The 23,554-nt window shown below is 61.7% G+C and carries 20 protein-coding genes and 1 tRNA gene; 11 read left to right on the top strand and 10 right to left on the bottom strand.

The window, feature by feature from the left end:
• Nucleotide 1: 1 nt before the first annotated feature.
• Nucleotides 2-859: an amidohydrolase family protein gene (locus HH303_RS01415; RefSeq protein ID WP_169623419.1), complete on the top strand. Its 858-nt coding sequence runs from the start codon at nucleotides 2-4 to the stop codon at nucleotides 857-859.
• A 201-nt stretch (nucleotides 860-1,060) separates the two neighbouring features.
• On the opposite strand, the gene HH303_RS01420 is transcribed toward HH303_RS01415, so the two are convergent.
• From HH303_RS01420 to HH303_RS01440, 5 genes are all read right to left on the bottom strand, one after another.
• Nucleotides 1,061-1,678 carry a hypothetical protein gene (locus tag HH303_RS01420; protein ID WP_169623420.1) on the bottom strand — a complete coding sequence of 206 codons (618 nt, stop codon included), beginning with the start codon at nucleotides 1,676-1,678 and terminating at the stop codon, nucleotides 1,061-1,063.
• A 10-nt stretch (nucleotides 1,679-1,688) separates the two neighbouring features.
• The gene (locus tag HH303_RS20340; protein ID WP_169624133.1) at nucleotides 1,689-1,973 is read right to left on the bottom strand and encodes a toxin-activating lysine-acyltransferase; all 285 of its coding nucleotides are present in this window, start codon (nucleotides 1,971-1,973) and stop codon (nucleotides 1,689-1,691) included.
• Between the two features lie 224 nt (nucleotides 1,974-2,197).
• Nucleotides 2,198-2,286, bottom strand: a tRNA-Ser gene (locus HH303_RS01430).
• 118 nt (nucleotides 2,287-2,404) lie between these two features.
• On the bottom strand, nucleotides 2,405-3,598 hold the full coding sequence (locus HH303_RS01435) for an aromatic ring-hydroxylating oxygenase subunit alpha (protein ID WP_169623421.1): 1,194 nt from the start codon (nucleotides 3,596-3,598) through the stop codon (nucleotides 2,405-2,407).
• 110 nt (nucleotides 3,599-3,708) lie between these two features.
• Nucleotides 3,709-4,602, bottom strand: coding sequence for a LysR substrate-binding domain-containing protein (locus HH303_RS01440; RefSeq protein ID WP_169623422.1), 894 nt, complete (start codon nucleotides 4,600-4,602; stop codon nucleotides 3,709-3,711).
• Between the two features lie 171 nt (nucleotides 4,603-4,773).
• Here HH303_RS01440 and HH303_RS01445 point away from each other — a divergent pair, with 171 nt between their 5' ends.
• The 3 genes from HH303_RS01445 to HH303_RS01455 all read left to right on the top strand — a co-directional run bounded on the left by HH303_RS01445 (nucleotide 4,774) and on the right by HH303_RS01455 (nucleotide 6,956).
• Nucleotides 4,774-5,730: a PDR/VanB family oxidoreductase gene (locus HH303_RS01445; RefSeq protein ID WP_169623423.1), complete on the top strand. Its 957-nt coding sequence runs from the start codon at nucleotides 4,774-4,776 to the stop codon at nucleotides 5,728-5,730.
• 24 nt (nucleotides 5,731-5,754) lie between these two features.
• The gene (locus HH303_RS01450; RefSeq protein WP_169623424.1) at nucleotides 5,755-6,222 is read left to right on the top strand and encodes a flavodoxin family protein; all 468 of its coding nucleotides are present in this window, start codon (nucleotides 5,755-5,757) and stop codon (nucleotides 6,220-6,222) included.
• Nucleotides 6,223-6,425: 203 nt separating this feature from the next.
• Nucleotides 6,426-6,956: a PAS domain-containing protein gene (locus tag HH303_RS01455; RefSeq protein ID WP_169623425.1), complete on the top strand. Its 531-nt coding sequence runs from the start codon at nucleotides 6,426-6,428 to the stop codon at nucleotides 6,954-6,956.
• A gap of 29 nt (nucleotides 6,957-6,985) precedes the next feature.
• Here the strand turns inward: HH303_RS01455 and HH303_RS01460 are convergent, their stop codons facing one another.
• Genes HH303_RS01460 through dgcN form a run of 3 tightly spaced genes read right to left on the bottom strand, consistent with a single transcriptional unit; the run spans nucleotide 6,986 to nucleotide 10,000 of the window.
• Complete coding sequence (locus tag HH303_RS01460) at nucleotides 6,986-7,978, bottom strand: MDR family oxidoreductase (protein WP_169623426.1); 993 nt, start codon at nucleotides 7,976-7,978, stop codon at nucleotides 6,986-6,988.
• Nucleotides 7,979-8,017: 39 nt separating this feature from the next.
• Nucleotides 8,018-9,001, bottom strand: coding sequence for an N-acetyl-D-Glu racemase DgcA (gene dgcA / locus HH303_RS01465; RefSeq protein WP_169623427.1), 984 nt, complete (start codon nucleotides 8,999-9,001; stop codon nucleotides 8,018-8,020).
• A 3-nt stretch (nucleotides 9,002-9,004) separates the two neighbouring features.
• Nucleotides 9,005-10,000 carry an N-acetyltransferase DgcN gene (gene dgcN, locus HH303_RS01470; RefSeq protein WP_169623428.1) on the bottom strand — a complete coding sequence of 332 codons (996 nt, stop codon included), beginning with the start codon at nucleotides 9,998-10,000 and terminating at the stop codon, nucleotides 9,005-9,007.
• Between the two features lie 199 nt (nucleotides 10,001-10,199).
• On the opposite strand from dgcN, the gene HH303_RS01475 reads away from it, so the two are divergent.
• Both HH303_RS01475 and HH303_RS01480 read left to right on the top strand, forming a co-directional pair.
• A complete protein-coding gene (locus HH303_RS01475) occupies nucleotides 10,200-11,567 on the top strand; it encodes a DUF1800 domain-containing protein (RefSeq protein WP_169623429.1) in 1,368 nt (455 codons plus the stop codon).
• Nucleotides 11,568-11,572: 5 nt separating this feature from the next.
• Complete coding sequence (locus HH303_RS01480) at nucleotides 11,573-12,724, top strand: DUF1501 domain-containing protein (RefSeq protein ID WP_169623430.1); 1,152 nt, start codon at nucleotides 11,573-11,575, stop codon at nucleotides 12,722-12,724.
• On the opposite strand, the gene HH303_RS01485 is transcribed toward HH303_RS01480, so the two are convergent.
• Both HH303_RS01485 and HH303_RS01490 read right to left on the bottom strand, forming a co-directional pair.
• Complete coding sequence (locus HH303_RS01485) at nucleotides 12,725-15,262, bottom strand: penicillin-binding protein 1A (RefSeq protein ID WP_169623431.1); 2,538 nt, start codon at nucleotides 15,260-15,262, stop codon at nucleotides 12,725-12,727. It lies immediately after the preceding gene.
• A 148-nt stretch (nucleotides 15,263-15,410) separates the two neighbouring features.
• Nucleotides 15,411-16,682, bottom strand: a complete 1,272-nt coding sequence (locus HH303_RS01490; protein ID WP_169623432.1) for an N-acetylmuramoyl-L-alanine amidase — start codon at nucleotides 16,680-16,682, stop codon at nucleotides 15,411-15,413.
• A 1,014-nt stretch (nucleotides 16,683-17,696) separates the two neighbouring features.
• Here HH303_RS01490 and HH303_RS01495 point away from each other — a divergent pair.
• From HH303_RS01495 to HH303_RS01515, 5 genes are all read left to right on the top strand, one after another.
• A complete protein-coding gene (locus HH303_RS01495) occupies nucleotides 17,697-20,471 on the top strand; it encodes an Rne/Rng family ribonuclease (protein ID WP_169623433.1) in 2,775 nt (924 codons plus the stop codon).
• A 75-nt stretch (nucleotides 20,472-20,546) separates the two neighbouring features.
• Nucleotides 20,547-21,011 (top strand): thioredoxin-dependent thiol peroxidase, encoded by a 465-nt coding sequence (bcp, locus tag HH303_RS01500; RefSeq protein WP_169623434.1) that lies wholly within the window; start codon nucleotides 20,547-20,549, stop codon nucleotides 21,009-21,011.
• A complete protein-coding gene (locus tag HH303_RS01505) occupies nucleotides 21,008-21,829 on the top strand; it encodes a ferritin-like domain-containing protein (RefSeq protein ID WP_169623435.1) in 822 nt (273 codons plus the stop codon). Before bcp ends, HH303_RS01505 begins: the two co-directional genes overlap by 4 nt.
• Nucleotides 21,826-22,671 (top strand): 23S rRNA (adenine(2030)-N(6))-methyltransferase RlmJ, encoded by an 846-nt coding sequence (locus tag HH303_RS01510; protein WP_169623436.1) that lies wholly within the window; start codon nucleotides 21,826-21,828, stop codon nucleotides 22,669-22,671. The genes HH303_RS01505 and HH303_RS01510 overlap by 4 nt, the downstream gene beginning before the upstream one ends.
• The gene (locus HH303_RS01515) at nucleotides 22,668-23,540 is read left to right on the top strand and encodes a pirin family protein (protein WP_169623437.1); all 873 of its coding nucleotides are present in this window, start codon (nucleotides 22,668-22,670) and stop codon (nucleotides 23,538-23,540) included. The genes HH303_RS01510 and HH303_RS01515 overlap by 4 nt, the downstream gene beginning before the upstream one ends.
• Nucleotides 23,541-23,554 lie beyond the last annotated feature (14 nt).

Consider the following 23,554-nt stretch of genomic DNA (forward strand, 5'->3'; position numbering starts at 1 on the left):
TATGATCATCGATTTTTCGAGCCGTCCGCCGCTGCCCGCCTTCAATCCGCGGGCTGGACATCTCCAGAACTACCGACGCGTCTATCGCAATAGCGAAAGTCAGGTCGACCGGGACATCGGCGACGACGCCTTTGCCGATTACCTCGCCATGTATGACGCAATGGGCGCCCATCATATCGTGTTGAAGGCGCGGGACCTGGAGACCACGTTCGGTTTTAAAATTCCGAACGAGGCCGTGGCCGACCTGTGCCGCCGCTATCCGGGTCGGTTCATCGGTTTTGCCGGAGTCGATCCGCACAAAGGCCGGGCCGCGCTCGACGAATTGGATCATGCGGTCAAGGAACTCGGCCTGCGCGGGCTGAACGTCCAGTGTTTCGAACATCGCCTGCCGATCGACGATCCCAAGCTTTTCCGGCTGTACGAGAAATGTGTCGAGCTGGATATTCCGGTCAACATCCATTGCGGCACGAATTTTTCACTGCAAAGCGAGATGCGCTTTGGCCAGCCGCTACTACTGGACTCGGTACTGACCGCATTACCGGAATTGCGTGTCTGCGCCTCGCCGCCGGGTTGGCCCTGGGTGCATGAATTGCTGGCCGTGGCGTGGCGGCATCCGAACTTGTGGATCGGTGTTCTGGCAGTGCGCCAGAAACTGCTCGCCGTGACCGGTTCCGGATACGAACCACTGCTGACATATGGAAAAGGGATCCTCGCCGACCGAATGATTTTCGGCTCTTCCTATCCGATGATGCCGGTCGACCGCTGTATCGCGGAAATCAAATCGCTGGGCCTGGATGCGGATGTCGAACGAAAATGGGTATACGGAAATGCCGCTCACTTCTTGGATATTGAAACTTAGATGGTCGAGGTTAATTTTGTTATTGGGGTTTTATCGTTTATCGAATGATCTCTTCGGATGAACAGACATTCTTTATCCGGCACCTCCTTTACCACAATGCACGTTGTCGGGATTCTGAGTGTCCAGATCAGCATCTATTTCCTCTTTCACTGCGCTCGATAACTGCCGATTTTTGGGATCCCTAACAAGCAAACAACACGCTCATAACTTGTTATATAACGTTAAAACGCCCGTTTTGAGGGTCCATTCATCTACGCGTTCCACTTCTTCAGGAACCAGCCCAAAGAAACCAAATACCTGATCGCCAACACAGTGCGTCAGCACCAATAAAAGGATCCGAATTATCAATGTTACTCTGTTTTTGGGCGCCCCCCCATCATCTTCAATAAAAACAACGTTCCCCTTTCCAAAAAGGGTAAAAAACTGTGCATAATGCCCACCAACATATATTTTTCTACACCCTGAACTAATGTCATTTTTTATAATTACCTCACCACTATTATAATCCAGGAACCCCTTGCACCAAAAAAACTCACGAAAAACTTTGACTGACCTAAATGAATAAGCAACAAAAACCCTAGAAAAAATCATAAACAAAACTATTTTAAGAAAAAAATTGAAATCAATGTTAATTTCTTTAAACATCCATCCAGATATAGTTAGAGGTATATTATACAGCCGGAACATATAAAAAGTAAAAATAAGTAAAATAGGAACAAATAGTGTGGGAACCCACATCAACAAAAACGCATTTATATTTCGGAATCCAACTGGATCATCATTTTTCTTTGTCATCGCACCCATACCAGAAAATTCCATGGCTGACGCCCTACCACTCAACAACAGCCACCCCATCGCCGTCCGGGGACCGTTGTAACATTTTTACCTTCTTGCCAAGGAACACAGCCTTTCGCAGAGTTTGCAGAATATCATCAGCCCCTCCAAACGGTACAAAGACGTCGATGACCCAAGGCTGTTCTCCGGAGTTCCAAACGCTGGGCCGGAGTTTACGCGCGCCATCAGTCAACCGTGCCTCTGCATCTTCGTCGAGAAACGCCCGGGTTACAAAAGCCTGCGCTGCCCCCTTGCGACGAACAATTCGAAACTGTCCCAGCCGACTTGGCGGCTCGAGATCGTCTTTGCTTGAGTTCTACGGCGTTTCGTTTCCTGTATGGCCATGCGGAACCAATAGACGGAGCCTCGACAGTGAAGATGCGGGATGGCGCGGTGGCGCATGCGGACGGCCCCCTTCTGTAGCAGTTTTCTGTAGCACTGCCATGGAGGGCCATATTTTTGGGATATCGGGGTCTAGGTACTCCAACCACTTAGGTGGTGAAGTGGCGGAGGGAGGGGGACTCGAACCCCCGCACGAGTTTAACCCCGTGACGGATTAGCAATCCGCTGCATTACCGCTCTGCCATCCCTCCGCATTCGGGTCGGCGCGGTTGCGTGCCGAGGCGGTGCAATAGCGGGTTCGGTGGGGCATTGTCAATGCGGCAATCGCCCCTTTCCGCCTTTTGCCGATCCGCCCTTTGGAGCAACCGGTCAGGCGACCCGCTCGATCCCTTCAGGGACATCCGTCGGGGTGCTTTCGATGCCCCCCATTCGTGCCGCGACCCAGCGGTGGAACAGGTGTGTCGGGCCGTCCATCACGGGGGAAAAATGACCGCCATCGAAGCCGGGGGCGGCCCGGCCGCGCTGCATGCCTTCGACCACGAAAACGTCTTCCAGGAAGACCGCGCGCCACATTTCCGCATTGCGGCGGCGCAAATCGTCATAGGGGGCCTCCGTCATCGCGGGATCGGCGTAATAGAGCTCCACCCGTTCCACGACCCGGTCCGTTCCGGTCGGAATCAGCAGGATTGCGAAAGTATGATCGCGATGCACGCCAAGCAGCACATTCGGATAGAGGGAGGCATATTCCGCCGCCTTGTCCCATTTCGACGACAGGCCGGGGAAATTCGCGAAGCTGCGTCCCGAGGCGTCGGGGCTGGGATTGTAAACCAGCGTTCCCTGACCGGAGAAATGACCCGGTTCTTCCAGGTGATAATGATCCTCCAGCCGGGAATAGCTGTTCAGACCCGGATGCACCGCCGGCAGATGATAGCTTTCGCAGTAGTTTTCCACCGCGAGTTTCCAGTTCGCCTTCAGTTCCAGCGAGAATGAGGATTCCGGCCCGCCGTGATAGATCGGGTGATCGAATTCCCGCCAGCGTGCGGCCAGCGGCGCATTGGCCACCGCAAAGTCCGGGGCGGTACCGGACATGTTCACGAAGACCACATCCATCCACACCGTGCTGCGAACCTCGATCAGGCCCAGCCCGTCCTTGTCGATATCCTCATGGTCGTTGATCCCCGCCCCCCCGACATCCGGCGTCGTGCGCAGCGCACCGTCCATGCCATAGCACCATGCATGATAGGGACAGCGGATCACGCCCTTAATGCGCGTCGGCTTGTCGATCAGGATCATGCCGCGATGGCGACAGACGTTCTGGAAGACCCGAACGGCGCCTTTCCGATCGCGCAGCAGCAGCAACGGCATGCCCAGGAAGTCGATGGGAGTCGCGTCGCCCGGACCCGGTACATCCTTGCCGAAGCCGATCGCGGCCCAACCGTCCTGGAAGACGGCCTTGGATTCCGCCGCCGCGAAATCCGCATCGGTATAGGCCGCGTTGGGCAGGCCGACCGCCTGCCCGATGGGCCGCAGAACACCGTCCAATTCAGATACCTGTACCGTCATGATCCGTCGCTCCTCCACACCGCGCCCATCGCGCGAAATAAAGGACTCCGATACCGCTGAAGCGTCCGACGGCTCAATATGTAAAAATCGCGGTTTCGGTTGCCTAAAAGTCAATCGACGCAAACGGCGCGAACCCAATCCGAAAAGGCGGCCATTGCCGGGGTCGGTTCGCGCCCGTCGGCGGATACCAGATAATGCGCGCCGGGCGCGGTCATGGAGAGGTCCGTCAGACGCGTCAACGTGCCCGCCCTCAACTGCGGGGAGACAAGGCTTTCCCAGCCCAGGGCGACACCCTGCCCGTCCAGCGCGGCCTGAACGACGACGGCATAATTGTTCATCCCACGCCCGGCACCGGGATCGCTCAGCCCCATTTCCGCGAAGAAGGACCGCCAATCAATCCAAGACGGATCGACGCCTTTCAACCGGAGGAGCGGCAGTTCCGGCAGATCCTGGGGCGTCACCGGTCCGATCTTCGCCGCGAGGGACGGGCTGCAAACCGGGAACAGGCGATCGCCGAACAACAGGACCGAGGTCAGGCCCGGCCAATCGCCCGTGCCGTAGCGAAAGGCGAAATCGACCTGGCGGCGGACAGGATCAATGGGGTCGTCGGATATGACATGATCGACGGCGACATCCGGGCTGTCCTGCCAAAAACCGCCGATCCGCGGCATGAGCCACAAACCGGCAAAGGCCGTTGTCGCGCCGACGGTCAGGGTCGGTGTGTCCCCACGACCGCGCAACCGGCGACAGACCTCCGCCACGCGGGCGAGACCGTCGGCAAGCGTTTCCGCCAATTCCCGCCCTTCCGGCGTCAATTCGATTCCGCGATGCAGCCTATCGAACAACAGGCATCCCAGATCGGCCTCCAATGCCTTCACCTGACGACTGACGGCCCCCGGCGTGACATTCAGCGACTCCGCCGCACGCTTCACGCCGCCCAAGCGGGCCGCCGCCTCAAAGGCCGACAATGCCGTCAAGGGCGGTAGGTCATAAGGCCGGCGCATGGTAACTCTCCCGAAAAATCCGTTGCGTCAGTTGAGTATGGATCAATCGAAAAAGATGTGCCGTTCACGCCGTATTTTCCCGGCCTTGCGACCTGCCGTCGCTTCCGGCAGTCTCCCCCGACTTGGTGGCGGACCAGAGTCCGCCCTGACCGTATTTTGCCGGAGATTTGGATGAGCGCGCCGACATTTGCCACCCGACTGACGAAGATCGACGTATTGAGCGACGAGGTATCGAGCTTCACCTTCGAAGCCCTGGACGGCGCGCCGTTCGCCGCCTGCAAGCCGGGCGATCATGTCGATGTCCATCTGGCGGGCGACATGCAGCGTCAGTATTCCCTGTGGCAGTGGGACCCGGCGGGCCGCTGGGGCAGTGTCGCGGTCAAACGCGAAGATGCCGGACGCGGCGGATCGAAAGCCATGCACGCCCTGAAAGAAGGCGACAGCGTGACCCTGACCGGGCCGCGCAGCAACTTCCCCCTGCATGACGAAGCCGCGCATTCCATCCTGCTGGCCGGGGGAATCGGCGCGACGCCGATCCATGCCATGGCCGCGCATCTGAAGGCTCAGGGCAAACCGGTCGATGTCTATTATCTGGTGCGCGGCAAGACACATTCGGCGTTCCAGCCTGCCTTCGAGGCCCTGGGGCTGGGGGCAGCCCTGCATTGCCATTACGACGATACAGACGGCCTGTTCGATCTGGACGCAATGCTGGCCGCCGCCCCGGCCGGAACGCATCTGTATGTCTGCGGGCCGGAACCCCTGCTACAGGCGGCGATTGCCGCAGGCGAAAAGCATCTGCCGCACAACGCCATCCATTTCGAACGTTTTTCCGCCGATCCGTCGGCAAAGGAAGGCGAAAACCACGCCTTCGAACTGGTGCTTCAGCAATCGGGCAAGACGCTCCAGGTTCCGGCTGACCGGTCTATTCTGGACGCGCTGGCCGCCGCCAAAATCCCGGCGGACTACAGCTGCTCCGAAGGGATCTGCGGCGCCTGCATCACGGATGTGCTGGAAGGGGAGATCGATCACCGCGACAGCGTCCTGACGGACGAGGAACGCGCCGACGGCGACATCATGTGCCTGTGCGTGTCCCGCGCGAAGGGCAAGCGCCTCGTCATCGACCTTTAGGAAGACACAACCCCGATCGGATTCATGGCTGCCAAGACCCTATTGATCGTCGCTCACGCCCCGTCGCCGAATACGGTACGGCTGCGCGATGCGGTTCTGGCAGGGGCCGAGGAAGGCGGCGACGGCGATATCGATATCGTTATGCGCCCGCCGCTGGAGGCCGGGCCGGATGATGTCCTGGCCTGCGACGGCATCATCCTGGGGACCACCGAAAATCTGGGGTACATGTCCGGCGCGCTGAAGGACTTCTTCGACCGGACCTATTACGGTGTGCTGGAAGAAAAGCAGGGCCTACCGTATGCCCTGTATATCCGCGCCGGTATGGACGGCACGGGCACCCGGCGCGCCGTCGAAAGCATCGCCACCGGGCTGCGCTGGACCGCGATACAGGATCCTGTCCTGTGCCGCGGGGAGTGGGATGACGATTTTATTGCGCGATGCCGGGAGCTCGGCATGCTGGTTGCCGCCGGTCTTGGTGCCGGGGTCTTCTAGACATTCATAAATGCCAGATTTCTGAGGATTTCAGGAAAGTACTCGTATATCGGTATTATGATTCAAGCACACTGTCGCTATAATTGTTTCCGTCAATCGGACCGAATATAGAGGTAATTTTTAATAAAATTTTACCAGCTTTTAATTCGTGAATTCGAACATTGGCCCTAGAGTACCGCACAAAGGCAATGGAGGACTCGCATATGGAACGAGTCACGCTCGAACAGAGGCACCGCCAACTCTTGGACTATTGGTCTTCCCTGATCGAACCGGGGCAGGATATTCCCGACCGTTGCAAATTTGATCCCAGCGCCATTCCCAAGCTTCTCTCCTTCCTCGTCTTGTCGGATATCAAGGACGAAACCGTCCTGTTTCGTGTCGTCGGAACGGAAATGGCCCAAGCTTGGGGGGACGACTTCACCGGCAAGACCCTGGATGAAATTATGTCGGGGTCCTATCGGGACTTTATCCACGACCTGTTCATGTATTGCGTCAAGAGCCGGTCGCCAATCGTGTGCCGCAACCGTTTCCAATACGATCGCGGTCGGCTGCTGGACACCTGTCAGATGATGTTGCCCTTTTCCGCCAAGGGCGATCCGAAGAGAGTTGGGCATGTTCTGGTGGGGCAGAGCTTCGATTTCAACAAGACGGGTCCGGCGAAACCGCAGGTCGCCTGTTTATCGAACGGGGCATTTGTCGCGCCGGAACCGAAATTCCTGCCGCACCTTCCGTAACTAGGCTCCCTAATCGAAAAGGCGTTACCTCAGGCGTTGACGTCGACGACGACACGGCCTTTGACGCCGCCTTTCAGGATCGCCTTCCCCAAATTCGGCATATCCGACAGCACGGCCATCTCGACCATGGTTTCCAGCTTGTCCATCGGCAGGTCCGTGCCGACCCGCGCCCAGGCCGTCAGGCGGTCTTCATAAGGCTTCATGACGCTGTCGATGCCCAACAGATTGACCCCGCGCAGCAGGAAGGGAATGACCGTCGCCGGAAGGGCTGCGCCACCGGCAAGACCGACCGCCGCAACGGATCCGCCATATTCGATTTGCGTCAGGACGCGCGCCAGCATGGCGCCGCCGACCGCATCGACGCAGCCCGCCCAGCTTTCCTTGTCCAACGGCCGTGTCGGCGCATCCGCAAGATCGGCACGCGGCACCAGTGCCGTCGCCCCCAGGAAGCGCAAATATTCTTCCGTTTCCGGGCGGCCCGTCACGCCCGCTACTTCATATCCCAGCTTGGCGAGGATCGCGGTCGCAACCGACCCGACGCCACCGGCGGCACCGGTCACCAGAACCGGACGCCCGCCCGGTTTCAGCCCGTGCGCTTCCAGCGCCTGAACGGCCAGCATGGCGGTCAGACCGGCGGTCCCGACGGCCATCGCCTGTTTCGTGGTCAACCCGTCCGGCAGCGGCACCAGCCAATCGGCCTTCACCCGCGCCTTCTGGGCATAGCCGCCCCACCAGACTTCCCCGACGCGCCAACCGGTCAGGACAACACGGTCGCCCGGCTTGTATCGCGCATCGTCGGAACTTTCGACCGTCCCGGCGAAATCGATCCCCGGCACATGCGGATAATTCCGTACCAACCCGCCGCCGCCGGTCAGGCACAGACCGTCCTTGTAATTGAGAGAGGAGTATTCGACCGCGACGGTAACGTCACCGTCCGACGGCAGCCGATCAGCGTTGATTTCCTGAATCGCCGCCGACACCGTTCCATCCTCGGCCTTGTCGACTATCAATGCCTTGAACATGCGGTCCCCTTTCGGATTGAAAAGTTCAGGTGGTTTCGATCAGCCCCAAAGCGCCGCGGACGGCGGCATCATCGTGGATCCGTCGAAAACAAAACCCGGATCACGATCCCGTGCAAGCAGAAGCGGCCCATCCAGGTCGACAACCTTCGCCCCCTGCGCCACCAGGAAGGCTGGCGCCATGCCCAGGGACGTGGCCAGCATGCAGCCGACCATGATGTCCATACCGGCATCTTCCGCCATCGCCTTCAAGGCCAGGGCTTCGGTCAACCCGCCGGTCTTGTCGATCTTGATATTGATCATCTCGTATTTACCGACAAGGGACGGAAACCCTTCCCGAGCATGGGCGCTTTCGTCGGCGCAGAGCGGGATCGGATGGGCAACGTCGGCCAGCATGGCATCGTCCGCCGCAGGCAAGGGCTGTTCAATCATCTCGACGCCCAGCGCCGCCAGCTTCTCCGAAAAGGGTTCGACCATGGATACGGACCAACCTTCATTGGCATCCACGATCAGGCGCGTATTCGGCGCGGCCTCCCGCACGGCGGCGACCCGTTCCAAATCGCCCTCGCCGGTCAGTTTCAGCTTGAACAGCGGCCGCGTCGCGTTTTCCGTCGCTTTTGCCGCCATATTCTCAGGCGTATCCAGGCTTAACGTATAGGCCGTGACGACGGGTTCCGGCGCCGTCGACAGACCCGCCCGTTGCCAGACCGGCATACCGGTGGCTTTCGCCTCGAAATCCCACAACGCGCAGTCCAGAGCATTGCGCGCCGCCCCGGCGGGCATCGCGTCCAGCAATGCCTCGCGGGTCAGGCCGTCGGTGACGGCCTTCTCCATTCCGCGCAGTTCTTCGATAACGCTGTCGATGCTTTCGCCATAGCGGGCGTAGGGAACGCATTCCCCCCGCCCGACATGGCCGTCTCCTGAAATCTCCGCGACGACGACCTCGACCGTCGTCTTGGAGCCACGAGAAATCGTGAAGGTTCCGGCAATCGGAAAGCTATCGTGTCGAACCGTAAGGATCGGCATGACTTACAGCGCGTCCACCAGACGACCGGCACCCTGACGGAAGGCATCCACCGCCGGCAGGCCGGTTTCTTTTTCTACCGCTTCCAGATAGTCGTCCTGACGATCCTTCGGCAGACCGGACGTGTTGACGGAAATCCCGATGACCCGGCAGGCCGGATTGACCATGCGGCCCATCATTTCGTTCACTTCGATGCAACGCTTCAGGTCCGGCAATTCGAAGTCCGGCAGGCCGCGCATATGCTTGCGGGTCGGTTCGTGGCACATGACCAGCGCATCCGCCTGCGCACCGTGCAACAGGCCGAGGCTGACGCCCGCGAAGGATGCATGGAACAGCGAGCCCTGACCTTCGACGACGTCCCAATGGTCCGCTTCGTTCGCCGGGGTCAGCTTTTCCGTCGCGCCGGAAATGAAATCCGCGATCACCGCATCGACCGAAACGCCGGACCCGGCGATGAAAATGCCGGTCTGCCCCGTCGCGCGGAAGTCGCAGTTCATGCCCCGCGCCTTCATTTCCTTTTCCACGGCCAGGGACGTGAACATCTTGCCCACGGAACAATCCGTGCCGACGGTCAGCAGACGCTTGCCCGGACGCTTCGTACCCTTCGCGACGTCGAAGGTTTCGGTCGGGTGACGCACATCGAACAGCTTACGCCCATGTTCCGCCGCCAGGCTGGACAGGGTTTCGATATCCGTCAGCTTGTTATGCAGGCCGGACGCGATGTCGAAGCCCATGACCAATGCCTGTTCCAGCGTCGACAGCCAGGACTGCGGAATGATCCCACCCCGGTTTGCCACGCCGACGATGACGGTCTTGACGCCGGCGGCCTTCGCCTCTTCCAGGGTCATGTCGGTCAGGCCGAGATCCGCGTTACAACCGGGCAGACGCAACTGGCCCAAGCACCAGTCAGGACGCCATTTCGCGACGCCATTCGCGACCTTCGCGGCCAGATCGTCGGCGGCATCGCCCAGGAACATCAGATACGGATTCTCGATTTGCATTTTGTGCAGGTCCCTCAATTGAACATCATACCGAATGTCGGTCGGCGCGCACTATAAGGGCCTGTTTCGTCCCCGTCACGTGCCGTTGCAATAAAGTGATCACATTTTTATTGCGCTGCGGCAAGACCCGGCATCGAGGCTGCTTGTTGGCCTATGGAATCGCGATAGTCTCCCCCGATTAGATCAAGGTCGAAAAGACATGGCTGTTCCCTATCCGAAAAAGTTCCCGCCGGAACTGCTCCAGGCCGCGATTGCCGCGCATCGCTTCGGCTATGGCGCGCGTCCGGGCGAGTTGGACGGAATCGCCGCCGATCCACAGGGCTGGTTGATCACCCAGATCGACCAACCGGAAACACCGCCGCCAGTATTGGCCGTCCTGCCGGACAGTACCAGCATCGTTCCGGACCTGTTGGACGCGATCCAGGCGGGACCGGAGGCGCTGCACGCGTTTCGTCGCCGACTGGCGGGGATGAACCGGCGAGAGGCCCTGGCCCATACCGGCACGACGCTCGCCTCCCCCTCGCCGTTCCGGGAAAGGCTGATCCGGTTCTGGTCGAACCATTTCGCGGTGTCGGATCGCGATCCCGTCTCCTTCGCATTGTCGCATGCCTTCGAACGGGAGGTTATCCGACCGCGCATCACCGGCACCTTCATCCAGATGCTGACCGCCGTGGTGCGGCATCCGGCAGTGTTGATCCAGACCGACAATCGACTGTCCACCGGACCTATTTCCATTGCCGGTCTGAAGGGCGCGCCGAACCTGATCGACACCCTGGCACGGGTAATCCTGCAGAACTACACACTTGGCCCGGAAGGGGCTGTCAAAACGCGGGACATCGTGGAACTGGCCAAGATGCTGACCGGCTGGTCGGTCGCCGGATCGGACGAAGACGCCCCCGGCACCTTCCGCTTCCGCCCCCTGTGGCACGAACAGAAGAAAAAGTTTTTCTTCCGGCGCTATTACCCCGAAGCCGGGGTATTGGAGGCGGAGGCCGCCCTGGACACCGTCGGCCGCCGGGAAGACACCGCCCGCCATCTGGCGATATCCATGGCCCGATATTTTGTGACGGACTCGCCGCCGGACGAGTTGATTTCCGACATGCTGAACGGGTTCACCGGCAAGGGGAACAGCCTGCTGGGAATGGCGGAAGGCATGGTCCGATCTCCGGCGGCCTGGCATCCGCAGCAAGCCAAGGTGAAGACGCCCACCGATTTCGTGTTTTCAACGGCCCGCCTGTTCGGATGGGGATCGGCGGCGGCCCCGTTGGCGCTTGCAGGTCTATCGGTCATGGGGCAAGCGCCGAAGCGCTTCCCGGTCCTGACCGGCTGGCCGTCCGACGGACGAGCTTGGCTGTCGCCGCAGCATCTGCTGGAACGCCTGCAATGGGGCGCGGCGGCGGCGCGGGAGGCCGCGCCGGTCTTCCATGGCGCCGATATGGCGGATTTGGGACTGGCGACGCTCGGCCCGCTGCTGTCCCCGGTCACCCACCGACGGTTGAGCGTCACCAGCGACCCGGCGGATGCGCTGGCGCTTCTGCTTGCCTCCCCCGAATTCCAAAGGCGGTAACGGGCATGACACGACCCCCAGAGCTATCGTCGAACCGTATCGATCGCCGCCGGTTTCTAGCGGGATCCGTTGCGGCCGCCGCCACCGTCGCCGGAGGGGTGAAACTAAGCCTCGCCGCCGGACCGACGGACCGCCCCCTGATCGTCATCATGCTGCATGGCGCACCGGACGGACAGGCACTGACACCGATCTATAGCGACAAGCATTACGCCGACCTTCGCCGGGAATTGACCCTGCCGCCGCCCGATGCGCCCGGCGGCATCCTTGATCTGGACGGTCGGGTCGGCCTGCACCCATCCGCCGGGGCGTTGTTGCCGATTTGGCAAGCGGGACGCATGGCCGTCGCCCCCGCCTTTGCCTCGCCCTATCGCGGTACATCCGCATTGGAAGCCCAGGCCGTACTTGAATCAGGCCTTCCCGCTTTCAATCCCAAGGCCACCGATGGATGGCTCGACCGCGCGGTCGCCGCCGCCGGGTTCGAAACCCCGGTCTGGCGCCCCGCCTTCGGCAAGGCTGGGGACGACGCCTTGATGGCCCGCAGCATGGCGCTCTATTCGGAAGACGGGGAACTCAGCGGGTTGCTGCAAGCCGCCTTAACGGCGCGGGCAACGGAACGGGCGGCCCAATCGGAAGACGTTCGCCTTGCCGATGCCGTCGGCCTGCATGCACAGAACCTTGCCTTCGCCTGTCTGCATGCCGGAATGGCCCTGATTTCAGACAACGGCCCCAGGACCGCGCGGATCGATATCGGCGGTTGGACGACGCAACGCCAGCAAGGCGGTGCTTCCGGCCCCCTGTCCCGGCGGATCGCCGGTCTGGCGGACGGCATCGCGGTTCTAGCCGATACGATGGGGGAATTCTGGGAAGGCGCAATGATGCTGGTCCTGTCCGCCCAGGGCCGCAGCATATCGCCCAATACTCAGGGCGGTACGGATCCCGGTCTGGGTGGCACCGCCCTCGTTCTGGGCGGCACATTGTCCAAATCGCAAACCCTGGGCGACATCCCCACCCTGCCGGAAGACGGCGACGCCCTGCCCGCGACTGTCGACAGCCGGGCCCTGATCGGAAGCGCCCTGGCGCGACATTGGTCGCTCAGCCCCGGTCAGGTTCGGACGATCTTTCCGAACGCGGGAACGCTGCCGTCTTACAGTCTGTAATCAGTAAAGGCCGCTGGGCGCGTCCTGAGCCCGGCCGGTGGGTGCGGGCAGCGACACGCCGGTCGATCCGTCCCCGGAATCGCCGCCCTGCGGCAGAACCGGCAGAACGGAGTCGGACCGGCCGGAAATGAAGACGCCGGACGATTCCGCCCCCGGTTCGGTCCCCGCCTTGAAAGCTTCGGTAATCACCTTGGAGGAGGACGGGCTCGCCAACTTCCCGGTTTCCGCGTCGATACGGACCATGCGAATGCCGGGTGGCGTCCGGAAGGGGATAGCCGGCTTGTCGGCCAAGGCCTTACCCATGAATTCCTTGAATATCGGGGCGGCGACGGACGATCCCGTTTCCTGTCCGCCCCAGGGCTGGTAGCCCAGCGGGATCGGTGTATCGAACCCGACGAAAGCGCCAACCGCAAGGTCGGGCGAAAAGCCGATGAACCAGGCGTCACGGGAATCGTTGGTCGTGCCGGTCTTCCCGCCCAGGGGCTTGCCCAATTCCGCGATGCGACGACCGGTTCCGCGCTGCACCACCCCTTCCAACATCGTAACAATCTGATAGGCGGAGGCCGGATCGGTCAGTTGCGGGCGGGTGTCGGCCAATTGCGGTACCGGCTGGTTGTCCCAGAAAGCCGCCGTGCAATTCGGGCAATCGCGCGTATCGTGGCGGAAGACCGAATGGCCGTTGCGATCCTGAATGCGATCGATCAGCGTCGGCACGACCTTTTTCCCGCCGTTCACCAGCGCGGAATAGGCGGATACCATGTCGATCAAGCGCACATCGGCGGAGCCCAGAGACATGGCAAGCTGCGGCGGCATGTTGTGCACGATGCCGAAGCGTTCCACCGTTTCGGAAATCTTCTCCATCCCGACTTCCTGCGCCAGGCGCACGGTCATCAGGTTCCGCGATTTTTCGATCCCGACGCGCATCGGCGACGGACCGTAGAATTCGTTGGAGAAGTTGGACGGCTTCCATTTACCGAGGCCGAAGCCCTGATCGATCACGAAGGGCGCATCGAGGATGATCGTCGCCGGGGTGAACCCGTTTTCCAGCGCCGTCAGATAAACGAACGGTTTGAAGGACGACCCCGGCTGACGCAGGGCCTGGGTGGCCCGGTTGAACTGGCTGGTTTCGAAGCTCCACCCTCCGGACATGGCCAGGACGCGGCCCGTATGCGGGTCCATCGCGACGATGGCGCCGTTCACCTCCGGAATCTGACGCAGGGCATAGGTTCCGGGCGGATATTCGACCGGCGGGTCGCCGTCCTTGGCCGGGGCGCCTTCGGTGACCGGCTCCACCAGGATGATATCGTTCACGGACAGAACCTGATCGACCGATTTGATCGATGCGCCGACCGTGCGTCGGACATCGCCCTTCGGTTTCCGCGCCCAGCGCAGTTCCGCCAAGGGCAACACGCCTTCGCTACCGTCCTCGAAGCCCAATTTGGCTTCCCCGTCCGCAACGCCGATCACCGCGGCCTTGAGCCAGTTCAGGTGGCCCGCCGGGGTTTCAAACGCATGCAATGCCTCACGCCACGGTTCGTTATCGGCAACCCGCGCGATCGGACCGCGATAACCGTGCCGCCGGTCATAGGCGATCAATCCATCCCGCAGGGCGGTCCGTGCATAATCCTGTAAGACGGGATCGAGCGTCGTGCGCACCGACATGCCGCCTTCATAAAGACCTGTCTCGCCGAAACGATCCCCCAATTCCCGACGGACCTCCTCCAGGAAATACCCGGCATCGACGAAATCGAAATCGTGATGTTCCTTGACGTCCAGCGGCTGGACCTTGGCGACGGAGGCCTCTTCCGGGGTGATGAATTTTTCTTCCAACATCCGGTCCACGACCCAGTTGCGGCGCGCAATCGCCGCTTCCCGACGCCGGGTCGGATGATAATTGTTCGGGGCCTTCGGCAGCGCCGCCAGATAAGCGATTTCCGCGACGCTCAAATCATCCAGGCTTTTGTCGAAATAGTTCAGCGCCGCCGCCGCGACGCCGTAAGACCGATAGCCCAGATAGATTTCGTTGAGATACAGCTCAAGAATCCGATCCTTGCTGAGCGCGCGTTCGATGCGCAGCGCCAGGATCGCTTCCTTGATCTTGCGTTCCATCGATACTTCGTTGGTCAGAAGGAAGTTTTTCGCCACCTGCTGGGTGATCGTGGACGCACCGATCAGGCGACGCCCCTGCACGACATTCACCACATTGGTCACGACAGCGCGGAACAGGGCCTGAAGATCAACGCCGAAATGATCGTAGAAATGCTGGTCTTCCGCCGCCATGAAGCCCTGACGAACGCGCACCGGTATGGATTCGATGGGAACGAAAACGCGGGATTCCGTTGCGAATTCCGCAAGCAACCGACCGTCGCCCGCATGGACGCGGGTGGATGTCGGCGGCTCGTAATCCGCCAATTGCTTGAAGTCGGGCAGGCCTTTGCCGTAATGCCAGAACGCCCACCCCACGGCACCGGCACCGGCCAGCCCCGCGACAATCGCCAAAAAGAACAGGACGAGAAACGCCCGTCCGACAAACCGCATAAACAACGTCGCAACCCTCTTAAACCATGCCGGACAGCCCGTTCCGGCACTCCAATCACCCGATCCTAACGGATCATACCCGCCTATTCCATGACGCAAATGAGGCGATACGGGGTCAACGAATAGGAATACCAAGGAGCGGAATCGATCAGGATCTCTCCAACTGCTCCTTACGATCGAAATATTGATCGATCGCGCGGACCATGGCGCCCGCCATCGCCTTGCGCTGCTTGTCGGAGCGCAACCCGGCCTCGTCCTTCGAATTCGACAGATAGCCCAACTCGATCAGAACCGACGGCACATTCGGCGATTTCAACACGGCGAATCCCGCGAAGCGATGCGGATTGCGCAACAACCGCACCGACTGCTTCATTTCCGCGACCAGCAGTTCGGCAAATTGGGCGCTGCTCTGTTTGACGCTCTGCTGCGCCAAACTGATCAGGATGGAGGTCACATCCGCCTCGTATCCGGTCAGATCCGTCCCGGCCAGCACGTCCGACAGGTTTTCCTTTTTCGCCAGTGCCTCGGCTTCCTTATCCGACGCCTTGTCGGACAGGGTATAGACCGACAGCCCGCGCAGCCCCGCGCTTTTATGCGAATCCGCATGCAGGGAAACGAACAGACCGGCATTCACCTGATGCGCGACCGCATAGCGATCGCGCAGCGGGACGAAGATATCGCGGTCGCGGGTCATGACGACATCGTATCGTCCGGTCGCCTGCAACGCATCGCGTAGGATTTTGCCGAATTCCAACACGACCTTTTTCTCGAAAATGCCGCTTGAACCCGTCGCCCCCGGATCGACGCCGCCATGCCCCGGATCGATGACGATGGTCCGACGCGTCGAATTCGGAACCGGGGCCAAAGCCGCCGGAACCGGCGACGACCGCGACAACTCGTCGGCATAGGCTGCCCAACCCGCCGATTCCACAGGTTCCGTGGACTGTTCCGTCCGTGCGGCACCGGCGAGATCCACCACGATGCGCGGACCGGCCCCGCCCCCCGCATCCAAGGCGAAATGCCGCGACACCGCAGCGGGACCGGCCAAATCGATGACGACGCGGGTGATTCCGGGCTTGAACAGCCCGTGGCGATATCCCTGAACCAGCCCACGCCCTTCCGCCTGACCGGATTTGGGACCGTTCCATTCCACGGAGGGCAAGTCGATCACGACCCGGTCGGGACCGGCAAGGGTGAATATCTTGTAGGGAACGGGCTTGTCGAATTCGAGAACGAAGCGGGTCTTCCCGTCGTTCACGCCGATTCGCGCATCGCTGACGGTCGGCGGTGTTACAGTTTGGGCCGATGCATCATCGGGTGTGTAGAGGCTGAGGCATACGACGAGGGCGAGCACGACGATGCACGCCGCCCGCAGCGCATCCCCGATGCGCGTCTGCTGTCGGTCATACCATCCGGCCATCCGTCGGCTGCTCCTGCAATGCGCCTGCCATGAAGCGGTGATTCGGTAGCATAGATTCCGTATCGCCCTAACCACCACCCTATGCCTTGAGTCGCCGGGATTTCCAAGCGATGCAACGCCCTCTTCCGAAATTGGCGGCGGAATTGCATTGTACAAGTCCGACGGGGCGGATAATCTACCGCTCGAGAGAGTCCGATTCGTTTCCCCCGCAGGAGGCGAAAGGCAGCGCCAAGAAAATCGCGGCGCGCCGGAAGTCTTTGTTTTTGCGGGACCAAGGTGACGGATTCGGGACGATCGCGGACCGCTTCTGTCCGCGCCCGGTGCAAAACCGGCCCCATGGATTTAAACCATCTCCTGGGACCGGGTCGACAGCCCCGGGCCGCGGCTTTCGAAAATCGATCCCGATCGCCCCGTCAGGGCGCTCCAGGGACCGGCGTGCGATACCAATCCATCTAAAACGGTTCGGAAAGGTTCAGGACGCTGGGGCGGGAATTTGGCGGCGCCGCCATTCCTTCGTCCTCGCCCCGCCTAGTCAGGCTTGTGCCGTTAAAGGCATTGTCGAAGGCGGAACAGGACAAAGGCGCGACCGGAGAGACAGTCCACGGACTGATCCGAGCCGGAGACGGAAGCGGCGCGGTCGTTTGGGCAAGACTGTATTTCTTCGCCATCGGGGGCTACCGGCCCGGCGATAGCGATCTAACCGGCGCAAATGCGCCACAACGAACCAGGCGCTGATGCGCCACAACGCACCGGCGCACCAGCGCCAGAACGCATCACGGCGCAACGGCGCCACAACACATACGGTGCCTTGGCACCACCCCGACGCGAAAGCGATTTTGATGAACCAAGCGAGCGAGATAAGACCGGACCGGAGGACGCCACAGGCGCGATCCTTGTCCGTGCTGCCCGCCCTCCGGGACGCCTCACGGATGCGCGTCGCGGATGGCAGGCCGCTCGCGCAACGACAATCGACGTCTCCAGCCCTTTATGCCAGGGCCGTCGAGGTAGGAATATATGACAAGAAGAATGTTGATCGACGCGACCCATCCGGAAGAAACCCGGGTAACGGTCGTAAATGGCAACCGTCTTGAGGAATTCGACTACGAAACCACAACGAAGCAGCAGATCAAGGGCAATATCTACCTCGCGAAAGTAACGCGGGTCGAACCTTCCCTGCAGGCGGCTTTTGTGGAATATGGCGGCAACCGCCATGGGTTCCTGGCGTTTTCGGAAATTCATCCCGACTATTACCGCATCCCGGTCGGCGACCGCGAAGAACTCGTCGATGACGAGGACGGCGACGACAACGGCGATGCCGAGGGCAGCGACGGTGACGGTGAAAACGGCGCCGTAGAGGATATGGGGGCCAGCGAAGGCGTCGACGAAGCCGTCGAAGAAGCCGCCCGCCGCCGCCCGCGCCTGCGCCGCCAGTATAAAATTCAGGAAGTCATCAAACGCCGCCAGGTCATGCTGGTGCAGGTCGTGAAGGAAGAACGCGGCAACAAGGGCGCCGCGCTGACGACCTATCTGTCGCTTGCCGGCCGCTATTGCGTCGTCATGCCGAACACGTCGCGTGGCGGCGGCGTCAGCCGCAAGATCGCGAATGTCGCGGACCGCAAGCGCCTGAAGACGATCCTGTCCGAACTGGAAGTGCCGGAAGGCATGGCCGTCATCCTGCGCACCGCCGGGGCCGAACGGTCCAAGGCGGAGGTGAAGCGCGATTTCGACTATATCATGCGCCTGTGGGACGAAATCCGGGAAAACACCCTGGGATCGACCGCGCCCAGCCTGATCCATGAGGAAGGCAATCTGATCAAGCGCGCCATCCGCGATGTCTACGACAAGGATATCGAGGAAGTGCTGGTCGCCGGGGACGACGGCTATCGGATCGCCAAGGACTTCATGAAGGCCCTGATTCCGAGCCACGCGAAGAAGGTCCAGCCCTATAAGGACGAGCAAGGCATCCCGCTGTTCCACCGCTATCAGGTCGAACAGCAACTGGCGCTGATCCACGAACCGACGGTGCAGTTGCGTTCCGGCGGGTCCATCGTGATCCACCAAACCGAAGCCCTGGTCGCGATCGACGTCAACTCCGGCAAGTCGACCCGCGAACGCCATATCGAAGAAACCGCGCTGAAGACCAACCTGGAAGCGGCGGAGGAAGTGGCCCGTCAGCTGCGCCTGCGCGATCTGGCCGGGCTGATCGTCATCGATTTCATCGATATGGACGAATCCCGCAACGACCACGCGGTAGAACGCCGCCTGAAAGAAGCGCTGCGGCGCGACCGGGCGCGCATTCAGGTCGGCCGCATTTCCGCCTTCGGGCTGATGGAAATGTCGCGTCAGCGTCTGCGCCCCAGCCTGATCGAGGCGATGAGCCAGCCCTGCCCGACCTGTGGCGGCGTCGGTTATATCGTGTCGACGGAATCGGCGGCGCTGATGGTTACCCGCGCGATTGAGGAAGAGGGCCTGCGCAAGCGCGCCTCTGCCCTGACCGTGAAGGTGCCGGGTTCCGTCGCCCTGTATGTGCTGAACCACAAACGGTCGATCCTGATGGACATGGAGGCCCGCTACGGCTTCACCGTCACGATCGAGGCCGTCGACGGCCTGCTGCCGCCGCATTACGAAATCCAGCGCGCCGGACAGGTCGAGGGCGAAGAGGTTACCGCGAAGGAAGAGCGTTCCGGTGGTGACCGACCGGCCCGCAACGACCAGGAAGAAGACCGCAACAATCGCCGACGCAGCCGCCGGGGCGGACGCCGTCGGGGACGCCGGGACGACGAGGCCCCGCGCGACGAGTTCGACGATGCCGAAGCCGCCGAGGATGTCGAAGACACCGCAGACGATCAGACGGACGGCACGCCGGAAACCGGCGACAGCGAAGACGATCAAAACCGGAAGCGCCGCAAACGGGGCCGCCGGGGTGGTCGTCGTCGCAACCGGAACCGGAACGACGAGAACCCGCAGGACCAGTCCGCCGAGGGCGATGCCGAAGGCGATAGCGCCGACGACGGTTCCGACGAGACGGATGGGACACAATCCGACGAGACGGGCGAAACCGCCGCGCAGGAAGGCGGGGAGCGCAGCAAGCGCCGCCGTCGCGGGCGCGGTCGCGGCCGTGGCCGGTCGGCGGAAGCTCAGGACGGTACGTCGGAAACGGACGACCAGACCGACGGTAACGCGGCCCCGGCTGAAGCCTCCGTTGCTGCCCCGAATGAGGTCCCGAATGACGCCCCTGCTGAAGTGACGTCTGCCGAACCGGAACCGGCTGAAGCCCAATCGGGCGCCCAATTGGGGGCCCCTGCCGAATCCCAGGCAGAATCCCAGACCGAAGCGCCTGAGGAAGAAGCCCCGGCCAAGAAGCCGCGTCGCAGCCGTAAGAAAGCCGCTGCCGCGAAACCGGAACCGGCGGAAGCCGCGACGGGCGCTTCGGCGGACGCCGTAACGGAACCGGCCTCGGAAGCCGAACAGGCTGAACCGAAAGCGGCCAAGCGGAAACCTGCCAAAAAGGCAGCGGCCAAGAAGGCCCGTGCTTCTCGCAAGAAGGCCGCTGCCGCGAAGCCGGAAGCCGCCGAACCGGTAGCAGAGGACGCCGCGGTTGAACCGGATGCAAAGCCCGAGACGCAAGCCGCGGCCGCCGCCCAACCGGAAATGGTGACCGAAGCCGCGCCGGAACCTGTTTCCGAGCCGGTATCCGAATCCGAACCGGCGCCCGAAGCAGAACCGACCCCGGAACCCGCCAACGACCAGCCGAAGAAAAAGGGCTGGTGGAACCGGGTTCTCGGCTGACCCGACATAATCCCGCGCCCTGCCTGAAAACGGGGCGCGGGATGTCGATCCTTTGAAGAACAGGAGGCTTGTCCGATGGCTCTCGAAATCGGCGATTCCGCACCCGACTTCACCCTGCCGACCGATGGCGGCGGATCGATCACCCTGTCCGATTTGAAGGGCAAGCCGGTCATCGTCTATTTCTACCCGAAAGACGATACGCCGGGTTGCACCAAGGAAGCCTGCGGCTTCCGCGACGCCATGCCGGATTTTTCAGGTGTCGGCGCGACGGTGATCGGTATCTCCAAGGATACCGCCGCGAAGCATGACAAGTTCAAAACCAAATACGAATTGAACTTTCCCTTGGCCGCCGACGTGGACGGCACCGTTTGCGAAGCCTTCGGCACCTGGATCGAAAAATCGATGTATGGCCGGAAATATATGGGCATCGACCGCGCCACCTTCCTGATCGACGCGGACGGTAAAGTCGCGCAGATTTGGCGCAAGGTGAAGGTCGCGGGCCATGTCGACGCGGTGCTTGCCGCGCTGAAGGATCTTTGACGGATACCCTGATCGGCGCCGCCGTTTCCGTCCTGGAAACCGGCAATGCGCGGGACAAGGCCGCCCGGGCGCGCGCCGTCGCCGCCAATTGGCGCGCCGGGTCTTTGCCGCGCGGCAGGAGCCAGCTCGTTCCCGATCGACCCGCCCGTCCCGCCCGACCGGAACTGAAGCGCCCCAGGGACGTCCCCCGTCGCCGGATCACGGAAGCCCCCGGAGGGCGGACCGCCCTCCTCCATGCGCTCTGCCATATCGAACTGAACGCCATCGACCTGGCCTTCGACATTGTTGCCCGCTTCGGAGGGATCGATGCGCCGGACGTCTTTCCCACAGGATTCCTGGACGACTGGATCATGGTCGGCGATGACGAGGCGCGGCATTTCCTGATGCTGGACGACCGGATGGCGGAACTGGATGCCGGTTACGGCGACCTGCCCGCCCATGACGGCTTGTGGATGGCCTCCATGGATACGGCGTTCGATCCCTTGGCGCGGCTGGCCATTGTCCCGATGGTTCTGGAGGCACGCGGTCTGGACGTGACCCCCGCCATGATCGACAAGCTGCGCAGCGTCGGCGACGACCGCAGCGCCGATACCCTACAGATCATCCATGATGACGAAATCACCCACGTCGCCGCCGGGAAACGCTGGTTCGATCACCTGTGTTCCAAACGCAATCTCGATCCCTTGCCGACTTGGCAGGATTTGGTGACACGGCATTTCAAGGGCGGATTGAAGCCGCCCTTCAACGTGGTCAGCCGGGACAAGGCGGATTTCCCGGAATGCTATTACGCGCCGTTGGCGGAAAGCCTGAATGCATGAACTACCGTCACGCCTTTCATGCCGGGAATTTCGCGGATGTGCACAAGCATTGGATCCTGATGCTGTTGCTGGAGCGGCTGTCGGCGAAGGACAAACCGTTCTTCGTCCTGGACAGCCATGCCGGGGCCGGGTTCTACGACCTGACCCGCGACGAAAGCAGCCGCACCGGGGAAGCGGCGGATGGTATCGCCCATCTGTTCGCCGCCGAAACCCGCCTGCCGGACAGTTTCGCGCCTTATCTGGAGGCCGTGCGCCGCCTGAACCCCGGCATGGACGATCCGAACGACCTTCGCTGGTATCCGGGGTCGCCGTGGTTGATTGCCGACGCGCTACGCCAAGACGATCGCTTGTCCGCAGTGGAAGCCCATCCGGAACAGGCCCGTCTGCTCAAGGAAAGTCTGGCGGAATTTCGGAATGCCCGTGTCTATGAGCGCGACGGGTATGAGGCCATACCGTCCATGCTGCCGCCCAAGGAAAAGCGGGGCTTGACGTTGATCGACCCGCCCTACGAAAACTCGGACGAGGTTTCGCGCACCGCGAAAGCCGTCAGCGACGGGATGAAGCGCTTCGCCACCGGCACCATGGCAATCTGGTACCCGATCAAAACGCATGACGTCGGGGATGCCCTGGTGGAGTCCCTGCCGGTTCCGGATCGAGGCGGATTGCGTTGTGAAATATTCGTCACGGCCCCGGACAGCGACGCGGTCGGGTTGACTGGCAGCGGTATGATCCTTTTGAATCCCATCTGGCCGATCGAAGACCGGCTGCGGGAGGGACTGCCGCTTCTGTGCGAAACGCTTGCGCGGGACGGCGGTGCCGGTTGGCGACTGGAGGCGCTATGACCGTCGAACTGATCCTGCCCCCGAAGGGCAACACCATCGACGGCTTCCCGGTCTGGCGCGCGCTGCCGCGGATCAAGCGACGGTCCATCGGCCCCTTCGTGTTTCTGGATCAGATGGGCCCGACCGCCTTCGACGCCGGAAAATATCTGGATGTCGCCCCGCATCCGCATATCGGCCTATCGACCATCACTTGGTTGATCGAAGGCGAGATTCTGCACCGGGACAGTTTGGGATCGGAACTGGTCATCAGGCCGGGAGAAGTGAACTGGATGACCGCGGGGGCGGGGATCGTCCATTCCGAACGCAGCCCGGATGCGCAACGCCATGCCGGGGCGCGGATATTTGGCATGCAGGCCTGGACCGCCCTGCCTAAAGACCGAGAGGACACGGCCCCATCCTTCCAGCACTATCCGTCCCGCACCATCCCAGAAGTGACCGGTGACGGCGCAACGGCCTCCCTGATCGTCGGATCTGGATGGGGCGAACAATCCCCCGTCGTGGCGCAGTCCGAAACGCTTTACGCCCAAATCGTGCTGGCCGCAGACGGGAACATGGATCTGCCGGACGCCCAGGAACGCGCAATCTATGTCGCGACCGGGGCGGTTTCAATCGACGGCGGTTCTCCGATCGTGGCACCGTGCCTCGCCGTTCTGGGCAAAGATGCCCGTACCATCTCGGCGGATCGGTCCAGTCTCGTCATGCTGTTGGGCGGGGAACCTCTCGATGGGCCGCGTGCCATGGATTGGAACTTCGTATCATCGGACCCGGCCAAGATCGCCACCGCAAGAGAGCGGTGGCTTGCCAGGGACTTTCCGACAGTGCCCGGAGATAACGGCTACACTCCCTATCCGTCCCGGAACACAAACTAGAATCATGCCGGCGC

Source organism: Pacificispira spongiicola (assembly GCF_012926505.1).
In the GTDB taxonomy this organism is placed as follows: domain Bacteria; phylum Pseudomonadota; class Alphaproteobacteria; order UBA8366; family Aestuariispiraceae; genus Pacificispira; species Pacificispira spongiicola.

Excerpts from the sequence above, each read along its gene's own strand:
- HH303_RS01475 (WP_169623429.1), top strand. The coding sequence starts at position 10,200 with ATGGCTGTTCCCTATCCGAAAAAGTTCCCGCCGGAACTGCTCCAGGCC.
- dgcA (WP_169623427.1), bottom strand. The coding sequence starts at position 9,001 with ATGCCGATCCTTACGGTTCGACACGATAGCTTTCCGATTGCCGGAACC.
- HH303_RS01440 (WP_169623422.1), bottom strand. The coding sequence starts at position 4,602 with ATGCGCCGGCCTTATGACCTACCGCCCTTGACGGCATTGTCGGCCTTT.
- dgcN (WP_169623428.1), bottom strand. The coding sequence starts at position 10,000 with ATGCAAATCGAGAATCCGTATCTGATGTTCCTGGGCGATGCCGCCGAC.
- HH303_RS01420 (WP_169623420.1), bottom strand. The coding sequence starts at position 1,678 with ATGGAATTTTCTGGTATGGGTGCGATGACAAAGAAAAATGATGATCCA.
- HH303_RS01435 (WP_169623421.1), bottom strand. The coding sequence starts at position 3,598 with ATGACGGTACAGGTATCTGAATTGGACGGTGTTCTGCGGCCCATCGGG.
- HH303_RS01445 (WP_169623423.1), top strand. The coding sequence starts at position 4,774 with ATGAGCGCGCCGACATTTGCCACCCGACTGACGAAGATCGACGTATTG.
- HH303_RS01495 (WP_169623433.1), top strand. The coding sequence starts at position 17,697 with ATGACAAGAAGAATGTTGATCGACGCGACCCATCCGGAAGAAACCCGG.
- HH303_RS01510 (WP_169623436.1), top strand. The coding sequence starts at position 21,826 with ATGAACTACCGTCACGCCTTTCATGCCGGGAATTTCGCGGATGTGCAC.
- HH303_RS01485 (WP_169623431.1), bottom strand. The coding sequence starts at position 15,262 with ATGCGGTTTGTCGGACGGGCGTTTCTCGTCCTGTTCTTTTTGGCGATT.
- HH303_RS01455 (WP_169623425.1), top strand. The coding sequence starts at position 6,426 with ATGGAACGAGTCACGCTCGAACAGAGGCACCGCCAACTCTTGGACTAT.
- HH303_RS01490 (WP_169623432.1), bottom strand. The coding sequence starts at position 16,682 with ATGGCCGGATGGTATGACCGACAGCAGACGCGCATCGGGGATGCGCTG.
- HH303_RS01450 (WP_169623424.1), top strand. The coding sequence starts at position 5,755 with ATGGCTGCCAAGACCCTATTGATCGTCGCTCACGCCCCGTCGCCGAAT.
- HH303_RS01480 (WP_169623430.1), top strand. The coding sequence starts at position 11,573 with ATGACACGACCCCCAGAGCTATCGTCGAACCGTATCGATCGCCGCCGG.
- HH303_RS01415 (WP_169623419.1), top strand. The coding sequence starts at position 2 with ATGATCATCGATTTTTCGAGCCGTCCGCCGCTGCCCGCCTTCAATCCG.
- HH303_RS01460 (WP_169623426.1), bottom strand. The coding sequence starts at position 7,978 with ATGTTCAAGGCATTGATAGTCGACAAGGCCGAGGATGGAACGGTGTCG.
- bcp (WP_169623434.1), top strand. The coding sequence starts at position 20,547 with ATGGCTCTCGAAATCGGCGATTCCGCACCCGACTTCACCCTGCCGACC.
- HH303_RS01515 (WP_169623437.1), top strand. The coding sequence starts at position 22,668 with ATGACCGTCGAACTGATCCTGCCCCCGAAGGGCAACACCATCGACGGC.